The sequence below is a fragment of the Bacillus sp. UNC41MFS5 genome, from assembly GCF_000686805.1.
Genome location: NZ_KK366017.1, coordinates 769,134 through 786,392 on the forward strand (window position 1 = coordinate 769,134; position 17,259 = coordinate 786,392).

17 protein-coding genes are annotated in these 17,259 nt (G+C 39.4%); 13 read left to right on the top strand and 4 right to left on the bottom strand.

Annotated features, from left to right (window positions below; translation table 11 throughout):
• The first annotated feature begins 101 nt into the window (after positions 1–101).
• Both mutS and mutL read left to right on the top strand, forming a co-directional pair.
• Positions 102–2,702 (top strand): DNA mismatch repair protein MutS, encoded by a 2,601-nt coding sequence (gene mutS / locus BR30_RS0120170; RefSeq protein ID WP_026566585.1) that lies wholly within the window; start codon positions 102–104, stop codon positions 2,700–2,702.
• A gap of 13 nt (positions 2,703–2,715) precedes the next feature.
• A complete protein-coding gene (gene mutL, locus BR30_RS0120175; RefSeq protein WP_026566586.1) occupies positions 2,716–4,638 on the top strand; it encodes a DNA mismatch repair endonuclease MutL in 1,923 nt (640 codons plus the stop codon).
• Positions 4,639–4,736: 98 nt separating this feature from the next.
• On the opposite strand, the gene BR30_RS0120180 is transcribed toward mutL, so the two are convergent.
• Both BR30_RS0120180 and mreBH read right to left on the bottom strand, forming a co-directional pair.
• Positions 4,737–4,958, bottom strand: a complete 222-nt coding sequence (locus BR30_RS0120180) for a hypothetical protein (RefSeq protein ID WP_026566587.1) — start codon at positions 4,956–4,958, stop codon at positions 4,737–4,739.
• Between the two features lie 300 nt (positions 4,959–5,258).
• Positions 5,259–6,266: a rod-share determining protein MreBH gene (gene mreBH, locus BR30_RS0120185; RefSeq protein ID WP_026566588.1), complete on the bottom strand. Its 1,008-nt coding sequence runs from the start codon at positions 6,264–6,266 to the stop codon at positions 5,259–5,261.
• A 307-nt stretch (positions 6,267–6,573) separates the two neighbouring features.
• On the opposite strand from mreBH, the gene miaA reads away from it, so the two are divergent.
• From miaA to spoVK, 3 genes are all read left to right on the top strand, one after another.
• Positions 6,574–7,530: a tRNA (adenosine(37)-N6)-dimethylallyltransferase MiaA gene (miaA, locus tag BR30_RS0120195; protein WP_026566589.1), complete on the top strand. Its 957-nt coding sequence runs from the start codon at positions 6,574–6,576 to the stop codon at positions 7,528–7,530.
• 26 nt (positions 7,531–7,556) lie between these two features.
• On the top strand, positions 7,557–7,787 hold the full coding sequence (hfq, locus tag BR30_RS0120200; RefSeq protein ID WP_026566590.1) for an RNA chaperone Hfq: 231 nt from the start codon (positions 7,557–7,559) through the stop codon (positions 7,785–7,787).
• A gap of 202 nt (positions 7,788–7,989) precedes the next feature.
• Positions 7,990–8,937, top strand: coding sequence for a stage V sporulation protein K (spoVK, locus tag BR30_RS0120205; protein ID WP_026566591.1), 948 nt, complete (start codon positions 7,990–7,992; stop codon positions 8,935–8,937).
• Between the two features lie 55 nt (positions 8,938–8,992).
• On the opposite strand, the gene BR30_RS0120210 is transcribed toward spoVK, so the two are convergent.
• On the bottom strand, positions 8,993–9,598 hold the full coding sequence (locus BR30_RS0120210; protein ID WP_026566592.1) for a trimeric intracellular cation channel family protein: 606 nt from the start codon (positions 9,596–9,598) through the stop codon (positions 8,993–8,995).
• Positions 9,599–9,790: 192 nt separating this feature from the next.
• Between BR30_RS0120210 and hflX the strand changes: the two genes are divergently transcribed.
• From hflX to BR30_RS0120235, 5 genes are all read left to right on the top strand, one after another.
• Entirely contained in the window at positions 9,791–11,053 is a 1,263-nt protein-coding gene (hflX, locus tag BR30_RS0120215) for a GTPase HflX (protein ID WP_026566593.1), read from the top strand.
• 11 nt (positions 11,054–11,064) lie between these two features.
• Entirely contained in the window at positions 11,065–12,336 is a 1,272-nt protein-coding gene (locus tag BR30_RS0120220; RefSeq protein ID WP_026566594.1) for a methionine gamma-lyase family protein, read from the top strand.
• A 159-nt stretch (positions 12,337–12,495) separates the two neighbouring features.
• A complete protein-coding gene (locus tag BR30_RS0120225) occupies positions 12,496–12,873 on the top strand; it encodes a MerR family transcriptional regulator (RefSeq protein ID WP_197032396.1) in 378 nt (125 codons plus the stop codon).
• 37 nt (positions 12,874–12,910) lie between these two features.
• Positions 12,911–14,245 carry a type I glutamate--ammonia ligase gene (gene glnA, locus BR30_RS0120230; RefSeq protein WP_026566596.1) on the top strand — a complete coding sequence of 445 codons (1,335 nt, stop codon included), beginning with the start codon at positions 12,911–12,913 and terminating at the stop codon, positions 14,243–14,245.
• Positions 14,246–14,689: 444 nt separating this feature from the next.
• Positions 14,690–14,944, top strand: coding sequence for a hypothetical protein (locus BR30_RS0120235; protein ID WP_026566597.1), 255 nt, complete (start codon positions 14,690–14,692; stop codon positions 14,942–14,944).
• 90 nt (positions 14,945–15,034) lie between these two features.
• Here BR30_RS0120235 and lexA read toward each other — a convergent pair whose 3' ends face one another.
• Positions 15,035–15,658, bottom strand: coding sequence for a transcriptional repressor LexA (gene lexA / locus BR30_RS0120240; protein ID WP_026566598.1), 624 nt, complete (start codon positions 15,656–15,658; stop codon positions 15,035–15,037).
• A 159-nt stretch (positions 15,659–15,817) separates the two neighbouring features.
• Between lexA and yneA the strand changes: the two genes are divergently transcribed.
• From yneA to BR30_RS0120255, 3 genes are all read left to right on the top strand, one after another.
• Positions 15,818–16,144 (top strand): cell division suppressor protein YneA, encoded by a 327-nt coding sequence (yneA, locus tag BR30_RS34040; protein WP_035445755.1) that lies wholly within the window; start codon positions 15,818–15,820, stop codon positions 16,142–16,144.
• A 12-nt stretch (positions 16,145–16,156) separates the two neighbouring features.
• Positions 16,157–16,804, top strand: coding sequence for a YneB family resolvase-like protein (locus BR30_RS0120250; RefSeq protein ID WP_026566599.1), 648 nt, complete (start codon positions 16,157–16,159; stop codon positions 16,802–16,804).
• Positions 16,805–16,882: 78 nt separating this feature from the next.
• Positions 16,883–17,113 carry a DUF896 domain-containing protein gene (locus BR30_RS0120255; RefSeq protein ID WP_026566600.1) on the top strand — a complete coding sequence of 77 codons (231 nt, stop codon included), beginning with the start codon at positions 16,883–16,885 and terminating at the stop codon, positions 17,111–17,113.
• Positions 17,114–17,259 lie beyond the last annotated feature (146 nt).

The window sequence follows — 17,259 nt, forward strand, 5'->3', positions numbered from 1 at the left end:
CCGTTCTATAATTAGGATTTTTCTTCCTAAAAAAGTCTGTATGAAGTATGGTATAATAGTTTGTCGAACATACTCGAAAGTCTTTTTTAGTGGAGGTCATTATGGCTGCATATACGCCGATGATACAGCAATACTTAACCGTTAAGGCAGATTACCAAGATGCCTTTTTATTTTTTCGCTTAGGCGATTTTTATGAAATGTTTTTCGATGATGCCATTAAAGCATCACAAGAATTAGAAATAACTCTAACAAGCAGACAAGGCGGCACGGATGACCGGATTCCGATGTGCGGCGTTCCCTACCATGCGGCCGCTAACTATATTGAACAGCTCATCTCTAAAGGCTATAAAGTAGCCGTTTGTGAGCAAGTTGAAGACCCGAAGCTGACCAAAGGTATGGTGAAAAGGGAAGTTGTTCAATTGATCACACCTGGTACAGTGATGGAGGGCAAGGGTTTAACGGATAAAGAAAACAACTATATTGCTTCGATTACTAGTTTTGAGGACGAAACTTTTGGGTTTGCCTACAATGATATCTCAACCGGTGAAAGCCGAGTCACCCTGTTATCGAAAAATTTTGATGAGGTCCTAAATGAGTTAGCTGTTCTAAGTGCGAAGGAAGTAGTTGTCGCCAGCGACTTTGACGGTGAATGGCAAAAGAAACTTCGTGAACGTGACGTCCTAGCGATTTCATTTGAAGATAATAGTTCAATAGATATGAACTTTTCTCATCTTCTAAAAGATTTGAATCAAGAAAAATTAAAGCAAACAATCGCACGTCTTTTTCATTATTTATACCGGTCACAAAAAAGAAGTTTGGATCATCTACAGCCAGTAACCACCTATCAAATCCATCAATATATGAAAATCGACTACTATTCCAAGCGTAATCTTGAATTAACAGAAACGATTCGTTCCAAAGGAAAAAAAGGGTCCTTATTATGGCTTCTTGATGAGACGATGACTGCCATGGGAGGCAGGATGTTAAAGCACTGGATTGACCGCCCATTAATCAGTCAAACTGACATTGAATCACGTCAAGCGATAGTGGAAGTCCTATTGTCGCATTATTTTGAGCGTCAAGAACTTCGTGAAAAGCTAAAGGAAGTTTATGATTTAGAACGATTAGCCGGAAGAGTAGCTTTTGGTAATATCAATGCCCGTGACTTGGTCCAATTAAAGCGTTCGTTAATACAGGTTCCATATTTACAACAAATTTTGCAAGGCATGCAGAATGAAAAAGTGAACAAAATCGCCGAACTGCTTGATCCTTGTGAAGATATCACGGATCTTTTGGAGCAGGCGATTGTTGAAAATCCGCCGCTTTCCTTGAAAGAAGGAAATATGATATGCGACGGGTACAATTCTCAACTCGATCAGTATCGTGATGCCAGCCGGAACGGGAAAACGTGGATTGCCCAGCTGGAACGAGAAGAGCGGGAGAAAACCGGTATTAAGTCACTAAAGGTGGGCTACAACCGTGTATTTGGATATTATATTGAGATCACACGTGCAAACCTGCATTTGTTAAAAGAAGGACAATACGAGCGGAAACAAACATTATCCAATGCGGAACGGTTTATTACCCCTGATCTAAAAGAAAAAGAAGCATTAATTTTACAAGCAGAGGAAAAAAGCAGTGAACTGGAATATGAATTGTTTACGGAGATTCGCGAGATTGTAAAAGAACAGATTCCGCGTTTACAAGCATTAGCAAAAACGATTAGTGAACTGGATGTCCTGCAGTGCTTCGCTCAAGTTAGTGAAGACAGGCACTATGTCAAACCACAGTTTTCAATGGAGGGGCGTGTCGTTGTTAAGGAAGGCCGTCATCCCGTGGTTGAAAAGGTATTAAACGCACAGGAATATGTTCCGAATGATTGCTTAATGGACAGCGACCGGGAAGTTTTATTGATTACGGGCCCAAACATGTCAGGGAAAAGTACCTACATGCGCCAAGTCGCTTTGGTCGCGATTCTAGCGCAAATCGGCTGTTATGTCCCAGCTTCCGAAGCGGTCCTGCCGATTTTTGACCAGGTATTTACACGAATTGGTGCAGCCGATGATTTAATTTCCGGGCAGAGTACTTTTATGGTTGAAATGCTTGAAGCTAAAAATGCAATTTCAAATGCAACGCAAAACAGCTTAATCTTGTTTGACGAAATCGGGCGTGGAACTTCGACTTATGATGGGATGGCCCTTGCGCAAGCGATCATTGAATATATTCACACCAATATTGGAGCGAAGACTCTCTTCTCCACCCATTATCATGAATTAACAGTTTTAGAAGAAGAATTGACCAAGTTAAAAAACATCCATGTCAGTGCGATTGAGCATAATGGAAAAGTCGTTTTTCTTCATAAAATAAAAGAAGGACCAGCGGACAAGAGTTACGGAATTCATGTCGCTCAGCTGGCAGGACTGCCTTCAGACTTAATCAGCCGTGCGAATGAAATATTAACCGCACTTGAGCAGTCTGATACGCAGGAGGTCAAGCCAAAAACGGAAGCAGTGAAGGTAGTTCACGTGGAAGAAAAGCCTGCTCAACTTTCTTTCTTCGATGAACCGAAAGATATGAAAAAACAAGAACTGTCCTCTAAAGAGAAACGTGTGATCGATAAAATGAAGGAATTAGATATATTAGATTTAACACCACTTCAGGCGATAAACATGCTGTATGAGCTCCAGAAAAAGTTAAAGTAGGGGGTGGATCCGAATGGGTAAAATTATTCAATTAGATGATGCCTTATCGAATAAAATCGCAGCGGGGGAAGTAGTAGAACGTCCTGCCTCAGTGGTAAAAGAGTTGGTTGAAAATTCAATTGATGCGGGCAGTACGGTTATTGAAATTGAGGTGGAAGAAGCTGGACTTGCCAAAATCCGCATTACCGACAATGGTAATGGGATCGAGGAAGAGGATGTGTTACTCGCCTTTCAACGCCATGCTACATCTAAAATAAAGAATGAAAATGATTTGTTCCGAATCCGGACCCTCGGATTCCGGGGAGAGGCCCTGCCGAGTGTCGCCTCCGTTTCACGGCTCGAGATGAAAACTTCTACAGGTGAAGGGGCGGGAAACCGGTTGGTCATTGAAGGCGGCAAAGTTGAAATATTTGAGAAAGCATCGAGCAGAAGAGGAACCGATATTACGATTACCGATTTATTTTTCAATACACCGGCTCGCTTGAAGTATATGAAGACTATTCATACCGAGCTTGGAAATATAACGGACGTCGTGAATCGACTGGCCCTTTCTCATCCAGAGGTGGCCTTCCGCCTCATCCATAATGATAGGAAATTGTTGCAAACCAATGGAAACGGAGATGTTCGTCAGGTCCTGGCATCGATTTACGGGCTGGGGATTGCCAAACAGCTGGTTCCCATCTCCGGGACATCGCTAGATTATAAGATCACTGGATTTGCTTCGATGCCTGAGGTTACCAGAGCTTCCCGGAACTATATTTCAACGATGATTAATGGTCGATTTATCAAGAACTACCCATTAGCCAAGGCGATCCAAGAAGGCTACCATACCTTGCTTCCAATCGGCAGGTTCCCAATTGTTCTCCTGAATATTGAAATGGACCCATTGCTTGTGGATGTCAATGTTCACCCTTCGAAAATGGAGGTCCGTATTAGTAAAGAAGCGGAATTGAATGAACTTGTCACAGCGATGATCAAAGAGGAGTTTAAATCGAAAATCTTGATCCCGACAGCTTATACAGCGGTGAAAAAGGAGATGCCAAAGGAAGAACAGACCACTTTGGCCCTTGATGAAGGAACCATACCATCAACAGAGCGAAAAGAGTTGGAGTGGTTCCGGCCAGAATCAACTGCAATCGTTCATGAAAAACGTCCATTGCTAGTTGATTTGCAAACGGAATCACCACTTTCAAAATTGCCGATTCAATCGGAAATCGATGAGACGGTGGTGCCTGACACCTGGTTCGAAACCAATCCATTTAGTGATTTGCCTGCTAAGTCGGATGAAGGTAACACAAAGGTTGAACCTAGCATTGAGCCTAACGAGACAGATTATACGTCATCGTCAGAGAGTAGAGTTCCCCGGTTATATCCAATCGGGCAAATGCACGGGACTTATATTTTTGCCCAGAATGAAAATGGACTGTATATCATTGACCAGCACGCAGCCCAGGAGAGGTTAAAGTACGAGTATTTCCGGGAAAAAGTAGGACAGGTCCAATCCGAGTTACAGGAAATGCTGGTACCCTTGACGTTTGAGTATTCAACGGATGAATTCTTGAAAATAAATGAATACCAACACGAGCTCGAAAAGGTGGGGGTTTTTCTAGAGGAATTCGGGATTAATAGCTATATTGTTCGTTCCCATCCGCAATGGTTCCCCAAAGGGGAGGAAAAAGGGATCATTGAAGAGATGATTGAGCAGCTATTATTAATGAAAAAAGTAGATATTAAGAAACTACGTGAAGAAGCAGCAATTATGATGAGTTGTAAGGCATCCATAAAAGCGAACCGCCATTTACGAAATGACGAAATCCAAGCACTCCTAGATGATTTACGGAGGGCTTCCGATCCATTTACTTGTCCGCATGGAAGACCAATAATCGTGCATTACTCGGTTTATGAGATGGAGAAAATGTTTAAACGGGTAATGTGATCCTCTAAATGTAGGAAGCCAGCCCAGAACGTATGAGAAAGAAAAAAAGCCTCACTCATGATTGAGTAGGCTTTTTTTCCTTCTTTAATTACCTAGCATTAGCCAAGTTCTTGACGGCGTTTTTGTCTATTTCTCTGCAATTCTCCTTGTTTCCACGTGTATTTTTGCATATATAGCTTTAAAACATCATTAATTGTCTTTCCGCTTTTTTCTACTGCTTCCAGAAACTTGTCCCTAATATGTGGTGGAACGTCGATACTTAATTGAACAGTTTCGGTCAATTTCTTCTCCTTTTGTTCCTCTTTTCTTAGCTGCTGCATAAATAATGCCTCCCCTTTGCAATTAAAAAAAAAGAATAGTTTAAAAACAATAAAAATTTTAAATATTTATGATAAATTGATTTTAACAAGTGGAAGCGGATACAATGAAACAATATTTTTCGACAAATTTCGACATTATTTCAGCGTGAAGGTTTTCTGTATCAGAATATAAAACCAATCTAATAAACATTAAATGATGATACAAGAAAATAGAAAAAGCTGCAGAATGGTGTGTTCTGCAGCTCTTTCAACTTCTATCAATTTTAGTGTTATCTAGGTAGAATTTCTACCAAAAACATCTTATACCACAGCAACTGGCAGCTTGTTCATGTACTGCAGGGCTCTTCCAGTTCCGATCGCTACCGATTCTAGTGGGTTTGGTGCAAGCTGGACAGGAACGACAATCTCTTGGCTTAGCCATGCCTCCATCCCATTTAATAAAGCTCCACCGCCGGTCAGAATAACACCACGGTCAACGATGTCTCCACTGAGTTCTGCTGGACAATCTTCAAGGGTTGCACGGATTGCTTCTAAAATATGCAAAAGTGGTTCCTTAATTGCTAAACGAATTTCGTAGGATGATAGTTTAATTGTTTTTGGCAGCCCAGTTACAAGATCACGACCGCGGATATCCATGAAAATTTCCTCGTGGTCAATGAGAGCATAACCAATTTCCATTTTTATGTTTTCAGCTGTTCTTTCCCCAATCAGGATATTATATTCTTTCCTGATATGTTGAATAATATCTTCATCGAGGCGGTCACCACCAATTTTAATGGAATGGCAGGAAACAACACCGCCAAATGATATTATGGCAACTTCGGTATTACCGCCACCAATATCGACCACTACATTGGCTACAGGTTCATCGATTGGTAATCCTGCCCCAATTGCCGCTGCGACAGGTTCTTCAATTAAGCTGATTTTCTTTGCTCCCGCTTGTTTTACCGCATCCTTGATCGCTCTTCTCTCAACACTTGTAGAACCAGATGGGATACTAACGACAACATTTGGTTTCCGAACTGCAAATCCAATCTTTTTGGATGCCTTACGCATGATGTGTTTTAGCAATTCAGTCGTTACGTCATAATCAGCTATAACTCCATCTTTCATAGGACGAATAGCAACGATTTTTTCAGGGGTCTTTCCAATCATTTCCTTAGCTTCTTGACCAATAGCTACAACATTTTTGGTGACCGTATCGATTGCCACTACCGCTGGTTCATTTATCGCAATTCCTTTATTTTTACTATAAACTAGTATATTTGCTGTTCCTAAATCAATTCCAATATCAAAAGTTGATAACATTATATTTCACCTTATTTCATTATTTTTGGTTACTAGATATGCTACGGGTAGTCTATCATAAAGATGGGGGTAGTAAGCACTTTGTAAATGAACCGTTATCCTTTTGTAAAGTTACAAGAAAATTATTCCTATTTGGTAATGAAAATGAAAAATTTTGATTCATGTGGATTAGGAGCATAGAAAAGAACTTTTATGTATATACTAGTTTGATGTTCAACTGCTTTTTAAATTTATGTTACGATGAAGGGGTGAAAGTGGAATCGAAAGCATGCTTTCACTTAAAATGGGATAAGGCAGTGTGAAAATATTGGATTCAAAACAAAAGTTATTAGTAATCATCGGACCAACTGCTGTCGGAAAAACAAAGTTAAGTATCGAAATGGCTAAACGATATAATGGAGAGATTATCAGCGGGGACTCGATGCAGATCTATCGTGGCATGGATATTGGTACAGCGAAAATCAAACCAGAAGAAATGGAAGGTATTCCACACCATCTCATTGATATAAAGGAGCCTACTGAAAATTTTTCAGTTGCCGAATTTCAACTCCTTGTTCGGGCTAAGATTGATGAGATTGCCCAAAAAGGCAAGCTGCCTATCATTGCTGGTGGGACAGGGTTATATATACAGTCTGTCATTTATGATTATCAATTTTCCGATGTGCCCGGGGATGAGGCCTACCGTCTTATGCTGGAGGAAAGAGTAAAGGAAATCGGAAATGAAGCTCTGTATAAAGAATTATTAGAGGTGGATCCTGAAAGTGCTTCACAAATCCATCCGAATAATGTAAGAAGAGTCATTCGCGCCCTTGAAATTTTCCATTTGACAGGGAAGACAATGCAAGAGTTTCAACGTACACAACAACCAGACCTTTTGTACGATACAGCCATTATTGGGTTAACGATGGAACGAGAGAAACTTTATGAGCGGATCAATTACCGAGTGGATATCATGGTTGAGGAAGGGCTCATAGAGGAAGTAAAACGTCTATTTCAACAGGGTTTACATGATTGTCAATCCATCCAAGCGATTGGATACAAAGAGATTTTTGCTTACTTTGATGGTAAAATGTCGTTAGATGAAGCGATAGCCAATTTAAAGCAAAATTCGAGAAGATACGCGAAAAGACAATTGACTTGGTTTCGGAACAAGATGGATGTTGATTGGTTTGATATGACCGATGTGGAGAATGTATCAAAAAAAATAAAGGAAATTTCACATTGTGTTGAAGGAAAGCTTAAAGTAAAATCGAATACATATTAGTAGAGATAAAAGAGGAGGAAATACAAATGAAAACAACAATCAATATTCAGGACCAATATTTAAACCAGTGCCGCAAAGATAACATACATGTGACCGTCTTTTTATTAAACGGATTCCAATTAAGAGGCCAAATTAAAGGCTTTGATAATTTTACAGTCCTTTTTGAATCAGAAGGAAAGCAGCAATTAGTATATAAGCATGCCATCTCAACCTTTGCGCCACAAAGAAATGTTCATCTTGAATTGGATAACCAATAAGTTTTTAAAAGCCCATCTTACGGGCTTTTTTTTATTTTTGTGAAAACTTTTTTAATGAAATTCAACGTATATGAATACATATTAGTTGAAGGACTATGCATTCCTCAGAGTGAATTTGAGTTCGGAATTTAGAGGATAAATTCTGAGTGGCCATAAACAAGCATCCTTTGTAAACTGTTGGCGAAAATGAGAGGTGAAAGCTTTGGACCAACCCATTCGAATGAAAAGTAACGGCCAAATAAGTGTTGTCCTCAACTCACAAAAAGGAAAAACCATTTCAAAAGAGTTACCTGAATTTCAAGTGGTTCCAAAGGATATTCCACCTGAACACACGGCTCTTAAAGAAATTGAAGACGAGCTTGGGGCTTTGGTCGGGATGGAAGAAATGAAAAAGATGATCAAGGAAATTTATGCTTGGATTTATGTAAATAAAAAACGTGAAGAAATGGGTTTAAAAGCAAGAAAACAAGCCCTTCATATGATGTTTAAAGGAAATCCAGGTACAGGAAAAACGACAGTAGCAAGACTAATTGGCAAGCTTTTTCAAAAAATGAGTGTATTAACAAAAGGTCATTTAATTGAGGCTGAGCGTGCGGACCTTGTGGGCGAGTATATTGGTCACACCGCACAAAAGACTAGAGATTTAATTAAGAAGGCCCAAGGGGGAATCTTGTTTATTGATGAGGCGTACTCATTGGGGCGAGGGGGAGAAAAGGATTTTGGCAAAGAGGCAATTGATACCCTAGTAAAGCATATGGAGGATAAACAGCATGAATTTATTCTGATTCTTGCCGGATATTCTCGGGAAATGGATTATTTCTTAACCCTTAATCCTGGGCTGCATTCACGCTTTCCATTAGTGATTGATTTCCCTGATTACAATATCGATCAGTTAATGGAAATTTCAGCAAGGATGCTAATTGAAAGAGAATACGCATTCAGTCATGAAGCGGAAAAAAAGCTTAAAGAACATTTAATATGGGTGAAAGCAGTATTAAGCCCAAATAGTTTTTCAAACGGTAGGTATGTTAGAAATATTATTGAAAAATCAATTCGTGCCCAGGCGATGAGGCTGCTCATGTTAAATAGTTATGACAGGCATGAATTAATGACACTTCGAAGTAATGATCTTGTGTTTGAAGAAGATTAACCACAAAAAAACGGCAGATTCTTAGTAATCTGTCGTTTCTATTTGGATTAGCCTCTTAATTTGCTTCAAGCTTACGAATGGGCAGTTTCCAATTAAAGGTATAGGAAAGGACTCGTAACACGGTCACAAGAATAAATAAGGAATATAACTCCCATGGCTGTTTCGCAATACCCAGACCGAGAAATAAGCCTGTCAAAATGGCCCAGAGGGCATAAATTTCCGCTCTTAGTACAATTGGTTTTCTTCCGGCTAATAAATCGCGAATGATTCCGCCGCCAATTCCAGTTAAGACCGCCGCAACAATCACGGCACTAAGCGGTAGATCCATTTTTACAGCGTAAATGCCACCTTGAATGGCAAAAGCAGAGAGGCCGATCGCATCAAATAAGTTCCCCCATTTTTGCCAGTGTTTGAGAAGATTGCTGGGAAATAAAAACACAGCAGTTATCGATAACAAGGCAATTTGAAAAAATAATCCTTGATCCCATAATGCAGATACCGGAACACCGATTAACAAGTTGCGAATCGCTCCACCGCCAAAAGCGGTTACAATTCCTAAAATATAAACTCCAAAAATATCATATTCTTCCTCCATCGCCACAATCGCTCCACTCACAGCGAAGGCAATGGTTCCAATCATACTTAATACATCCCATGTCATTTTGCTATCCCCTTGATGTTTATTTTCTTATTACACTATTTATATAGTTAAAAGGTAACAGATTTCAAACATTTAAATTTTATCATGTTGTAGAAAAATTACAATAAGTTTTCTTTGGAATTGGAGAAAATAGAGATTATATATTTTTTTTGTTATGATGAAAGGTAGATGTTTAGAAAGGAAGGATGCCTTTTGGAACAGAAAGAAACGAAAGAGAAAGTAATCCTGGTTGGCTGCCAAACCAATGGGGACGATGACTTACGTTTTCACTATTCAATGGAGGAGTTAGAGGCATTAACAGAAACTGCTCAGGGTGAAGTATTGGTATCTGTCGTTCAAAAACGAGAGCGCCGTCATCCAGCAACATACATAGGTAAAGGGAAAGTCGAAGAACTAAATGCGCTGGTTGAGGAACTTGAGCCTGATATCGTCATCTTTAATGATGAACTCTCGCCCAGTCAAAAGAGAAATCTTGCTACAGAATTAAATGCCCGAGTAATTGATCGAACTCAACTAATCTTAGATATTTTTGCGCAACGAGCGAGGTCCAAAGAGGGAAAACTGCAAGTGGAACTTGCTCAATTGCAATACATACTCCCGCGGCTTGCGGGTCAGGGGACCGCGTTATCTCGACTTGGTGCCGGAATTGGAACAAGAGGACCTGGTGAAACGAAATTAGAATCGGACCGTCGTCACATCCGCCGCCGAATCGATGATATCAAAAGTCAGCTTTCTGTCATCGTTCAGCACAGGGATCGGTACCGAGAAAGAAGGAAGAAAAATAAAGCCTTTCAGGTGGCGATTGTTGGATATACCAACGCCGGTAAATCAACCTTGTTTAATCGATTATCCGAAGCCGAGTCATATGAGGAAAATCAATTGTTCGCCACCCTTGATCCAATGACACGAAAGCTGATCCTGCCTAGTGGTTTCTTTGCTTTGATTACGGATACAGTTGGCTTTATTCAAGATTTACCGACAACTCTGATTGCTGCCTTCAGGTCCACCCTTGAGGAAGTAAAGGAAGCGGATCTACTGCTTCATGTAGTGGATATGTCCAACCCGGATTATTTCCATCATGAGAAAACGGTAAAAAAACTGCTAGATGACTTGGAAGTAAAAGATATCCCGCAAATAACGGTATATAATAAGAGGGATATTCAGCATCCTGATTTTGTTCCAACCGCGGATACACCGACAGCATTTATAAGTGCTTTTGATGAAAATGACCGCCATGCCTTAAAAGAAAAAATCGAGAAAGTTGTGATGGAATTAATGGCGCCATATGAGGTGGCAGTTCCTTCAACAGAGGGAAAACTGCTTTCTCAATTAAAAAATGAGACCATCTTAAGAGAACTTTCCTTTGATGAAGAAAGCCAGTTATATCGCTGTAAAGGGTTTTCGTTGCAAGACCATCAAATTACAGGCCAATTACAGAATTATAAAAGTAGATAGGAGATTCAGGTATGTTTCAACAGTTAAAAAATGGGGAAAAACTCCAGCCAATCGTTAGGGAAGTCGAACAACAAATCGCTGGGGTGCATAAGGGAATTGACGAAAGAATCGAAACCAATCAATTTAGGGTTTTACAGAGTTTTCAAAAACATCGGGTCAGTGACTCTCATTTTATCCCTTCAACTGGATATGGCTACGATGACATTGGCAGAGATACGTTGGAAAATGTCTATGCAGATGTCTTTGGCGGTGAAGCAGGATTGGTTCGCTCGCAAATCATTTCTGGTACCCATGCCATTTCCATCGCCTTATTTGGTGTTCTTCGCCCTGGGGATGAACTCCTTTATATTACGGGCAAACCGTATGATACCTTGGAAGAAATCGTCGGACTTCGTGGAAATGGGGTTGGTTCTTTAAAGGAATTTGGCATTTCTTATGATAGTGTTGCCCTGACAAATGAAGGGCAAATTAACTGGGATAATGTATCTGAAAAAATAAAACCGAATACGAAGATGATTGGGATTCAACGTTCCAAGGGCTATGACACAAGACCTTCTTTTACAGTAGCTGAAATTGGCGAAATGATTAAGTATGTGAAAGAAATTAAGCCGGATGTCGTTGTATTTGTGGATAACTGCTATGGAGAATTTGTAGAAGAGAAGGAGCCCTGTCATGTCGGTGCGGACTTAATGGCTGGCTCGCTGATTAAAAATCCTGGTGGCGGAATAGTGAAGACTGGCGGGTATATTGTTGGGAAAAAACAATGGGTGGAAGCTTGTTCCTATCGGATGACATCACCTGGGATTGGCGCTGAAGCTGGTGCATCCCTCTATAGTCTTCAAGAAATGTATCAAGGCTTTTTCCTAGCTCCTCATGTTGTGGGTCAAGCCTTAAAAGGTGCTGTGTTCACGGCGGCAATGCTGGAGAAATTAGGCATGAATTCCTCGCCAAAATGGAATGCTAACAGAACAGACTTAATTCAATCTGTACAGTTCGATGATCGTGATAAAATGATTGCTTTTTGTCAGGCCATTCAATTTGCGTCGCCCATTAATTCATACGTTACTCCTCATGCGAGCTATATGCCAGGGTATGAGGACGACGTGATTATGGCTGCGGGCACCTTTATCCAGGGAGCAAGTATTGAACTCACTGCAGACGGGCCGATTAGACCGCCATATGTTGCCTATGTACAAGGTGGTTTAACATATGCCCATGTAAAAATGGCTGTTTGCCTTGCGATTGATCATTTAACTGAAAAAGGATTAATGGACCTGTATTAGTGAATCGTAAGGATTTTTGAGATGTCCGATTATTTTAAAAAACAATGTAAGAAAACCTAACATACCATTGACAACTTTTCTAACACGAAATATAATAGCATTATAAACAAACCCGAAGGGAGGAGTAATTAGGTGAGTGGAAAGGAAATTCGCCGTTCTATGCCGCTGTTCCCGATTGGAACGGTCATGCAGTTAACGGAACTTACAGCCAGGCAAATTCGCTACTACGAAGAACACCAATTGATTTCTCCAGCTCGAACCGAAGGGAATAGACGTCTATATTGCTTAAATGATATTGATAGGCTCCTAGAAATTAAGGATTTGATTGATCAAGGTGTAAACATGGCTGGTATTAAACAATTATTCCTAGTTAAAGAGCAACAACAATCTAACATAATCGAACAACAAGCAGAGAAGGCTAAACGCGAATTAACTGATGAACAGCTTAGAAAGCTACTACGTAACGAAATGATGCATTCGGGCCGAAACAACCGATCATCATTACGTCAAGGAGATATGTCAAGATTCTTTCATTAAATTGGAAGCTTCTTTTCAAAAAATAGGGGGTAAGAAAATGGCAAAGTATTCAAGAGAAGATATTAAAAGATTAGCTGTTGAGGAAAACGTAAAATTTATTCGTTTACAATTCACAGACATCCTTGGAACCATCAAAAACGTAGAGATACCAATTTCTCAATTAGAAAAAGCGCTTGATAACAAAATGATGTTTGACGGATCTTCCATCGAAGGTTTTGTACGAATTGAAGAATCTGATATGCTACTTTATCCAGACCTTAATACTTGGGTAGTATTCCCTTGGACAGCAGAAAAAGGGAAAGTTGCCCGCTTAATTTGTGATATTTATACACCAGAAGGAGAACCATTCGAAGGGGATCCTCGTAATAACTTAAGAAGAGTATTAAAAGAAATGGAAGAGTTAGGTTTCACTAACTTCAACCTTGGACCTGAGCCTGAATTCTTCTTATTTAAATTAGATGAAAAAGGTGAACCAAGCTTAGAATTGAATGACCAAGGTGGTTACTTTGATTTAGCACCAACAGATTTAGGTGAAAACTGCCGTCGTGATATCGTACTAGAGCTTGAAGAAATGGGCTTTGAAATTGAAGCGTCTCACCATGAAGTAGCTCCAGGTCAGCACGAAATTGATTTCAAATATGCAGATGCATTAACAGCTTGTGACCAAATCCAAACGTTTAAATTAGTGGTTAAAACAATTGCACGTAAACATGGCTTGCACGCAACATTCATGCCAAAACCATTATACGGAGTAAATGGATCTGGAATGCACATGAACCTTTCATTATTTAAAAATGGAGAAAATGCATTCTATGAGCCAGGTGGAGATTTAGATATGAGCGACACAGCTCGTCAATTCATCGCAGGTATCCTGAAGCACGCTCCAGCGTTTACAGCGGTAACTAATCCAACTGTAAACTCTTATAAGCGTCTTGTTCCTGGCTATGAAGCACCATGCTATGTAGCTTGGTCAGCTCGAAACCGTTCACCATTAATTCGTATTCCTGCTTCACGTGGATTAAGCACTCGTGTGGAAGTAAGAAGCGTAGACCCATCTGCTAATCCATACCTTGCAATGGCTGTTCTTCTAAAAGCTGGTTTGGACGGAATTAAAAACCAATTAACTCCTCCAGCACCAGTTGACAGAAACATCTATGTAATGAGTAAAGAAGAAAGAATCGAAGAAGGCATCGTCGATCTTCCTGCAACATTAGCTCAAGCATTAGATCAATTAAAAGCTGACGAAGTAATCGTGGCTGGTCTAGGAGAGCACATTATGGAACACTTTGTTGAAGCAAAAGAAATCGAGTGGGATATGTTCCGTACAGTCGTTCACCAATGGGAACGCGATCAATATATGAGCATGTATTAATATCATTAAAGGCCCTATCGCACTATGCGGTAGGGTTTTTTTGATGTGGTTTATCACAATAGATTTGGAAGCAGTCCATTGATTGACGCCCCAATTTGCTTTTTCTATCAAATTACGGTAGCCAATAGCCCTTATTGACGCCCCAATTTGCCTTTTCTATCAAACTACGGTCGCCAATGCCCTTATTGACGACTTAAAATGCTCAAAATCCCTAAGGACGGTCGCTAATAGCCCTTATTGACGACTTAAAATGCTCAAAATCCCTAAGGACGGTTTCCAATAGCCCTGATTGACGACCTAAATTACTCATAACGTCTAAATCAGGTCGTCAATCCCCAAAGATATTTATAATTCCTTTATTTCTTGAAAAATTCACAATTATCTTCCTTCTGCTACTCATATATATTATATGATTAACTTGAAAACATTTGGGAGGTGCTCTAATTGTATAAACTGCAAATTTGTAATGCTCAAACCCAAGAAATACTTCGTGAAAAGACGTATAAGAAACCCGACCTTATTTTTAGTTTGCTAGAATCAGGAGCCAAAGGTCAGGTATGTTTTCTATTTGATGAGGAACGTAGAACGTTAAAAGGAGATTATGTGAGCCATTCCGTTTTTAAGGAAGCGGATACAGAAGTTTATAAAGCGCTTTTTAAAGTGAGAATATCAGAAATTCAAGCAAGGATAGCAAGGTAGACTTAGTAAGGAGGGGCGCTGGCTTCTCCTTTTTAATTTGTTAGTCATAATAAAAAAGAGCCGGCACGATTATGGCCAACTCTTTTAATCTTAATGAATATGGCGGTAAACCCCAATGACCTTACCTAAAATAGAAACATTCCTTAATATAATAGGGTCCATTGTTGAATTTTCCGGCTGCAGGCGTATGTAATCTTTTTCTTTAAAAAATCTCTTACAGGTGGCTTCATCTTCCTCGGTCATTGCTACAACGATATCGCCGTTATTTGCAGTTGGCTGCTGTTTCACAATGACATAGTCCCCATCTAGAATCCCAGCTTCTATCATACTCTCACCCATGATTTCTAGCATGAACACCTGTTCATCAGCAGGTGCAAGACTTTCCGGCAGAGGGAAAAACTCTTCGACATTTTCAATAGCTGTAATTGGTAATCCTGCCGTTACTTTACCAACCACGGGAACATTTACTACCGCATTTCTTGGTATATGTGCTGCTACATCTGCTTCTAATATTTCAATTGCTCTTGGTTTGGTTGGATCTCTTCTAATCAGTCCTTTGCTTTCCAGCCTTGCTAAATGACCGTGAACAGTTGAGCTGGAGGCAAGTCCAACTGCTTCTCCAATTTCTCTTACTGAAGGGGGATATCCTTTACTCTTAACCTCACTTTTAATGAAGTCTAAGATATCCTGCTGCCGCTTTGATATTTTAGCCATGATAAAATCCACCTCGTCTGGTTTTTGTTGTCTTTATTATACCATGTTCGTATTTTTTATACAAACATAAGTTCGAAAAAATAGTTGACAACAAACAAATGTTCGATTTATAATCAAATTAATAAAACGAACATATATTCTTAGTAGAGGTGTTTTAATATGAAAAAATTATGGAACAAATACTCCTATGCTATTACTCTAATTATTTTAAGCTGTTCACTTTCCCTCATTTTATCTTTCCAACATCATTCAAATGATCAAGATAAGTATTTAAAGATTACGATTTCAGAAGGTGATTCACTTTGGGGAATCTCAGACCAATATTCCGAACAACATTCATTATCAAACCAGGAATTTGTTGCATGGATTAAAAAGCATAATGAAATTAATGAAGATCGAATTTTTCCTGGTGAAGAAATTATCATTCCGGTGAGTAACGAAGAGGGTTCATCAACACAAGAATTAGCTAGTGCCGTGGGTGAATAGAAAGGAATAACAATGAAAGCAATCATATACTGCCGTGTCAGCACCAACAAAGAAACACAAGAAACATCATTAAAGCGCCAAGAAGAGGAATTAACACAACTTGCTCATTCCTATCACTTTGAAATTGATAGCGTAATTAAAGAAAAGGCAAGTGGCTACGATTTCGACCGGGAAGGGATCTTTCAATTATTAGAGCGAATCAAAGATGATCAAGTTCATGCGGTCTTAATCCAGGACGAAACCCGACTTGGTAGAGGAAACGCGAAAATAGCGATTTTGCACTGCATTTTAAAAGAAAATATTAAACTTTATAGTATCTCTCATAGTGGAGAATTGCAGCTGTCCGAATCAGATTCCATGGTTTTAAAAATTGTTGGTATGGTGGAGGAATATCAACGGAAACTTCATAATGCAAAGATTAAGCGCGGCATGAAGCGGGCTGTCCAGAATGGTTATAAACCTGAAAGAAACTTAAAAAATCTAGGGGAAGCATCCGGACGCGAGAAAATTGAAGTGCCGGTGGAAGAAATTGTCCGGTTAAGAAAGAATGGATTAATTTTTTCTGAAATTGCTGCCACTTTGAGAGGTTTTGGTTATAACATCTCAAAGGCAACCGTACATAGAAGATACCAAGAATATATCGAATCACAAGAAGAGTAAACCTTTTGCCTTGTCATTAGGTTTTTTTTTTAGTAAAATCAGGTGTCATGTAAACAGGTAGAAAGGAAGGTTCACTCCATGCTATCCAAAGAAAAAATGGCTAGAATTAACGAGTTGGCAAGAAAAGCAAAAGCAACGGGATTGACAGAAGCAGAAGCCAAAGAACAATCAAAATTAAGAAGCGAATATTTGGCAACATTCCGTTCTAATATGCTTGATACCCTAACCAACACAAAGTTTATTGATCCTGAGGGAAATGATGTCACACCAGAAAAAATCAAAGCTAGAAAAAAAAATACTCTTCACTAAAAAAATTCAGGGATACAATTTTTGTATCCCTTTTTTACATAGAGTGACATATTCTGTGTCAAACTAAAAAATAAAGTGGATTTTGTTCTTTATTAATATGCTATTTGTTGAATAAAACACAGTATCAATATAAAATTGAAATGTAC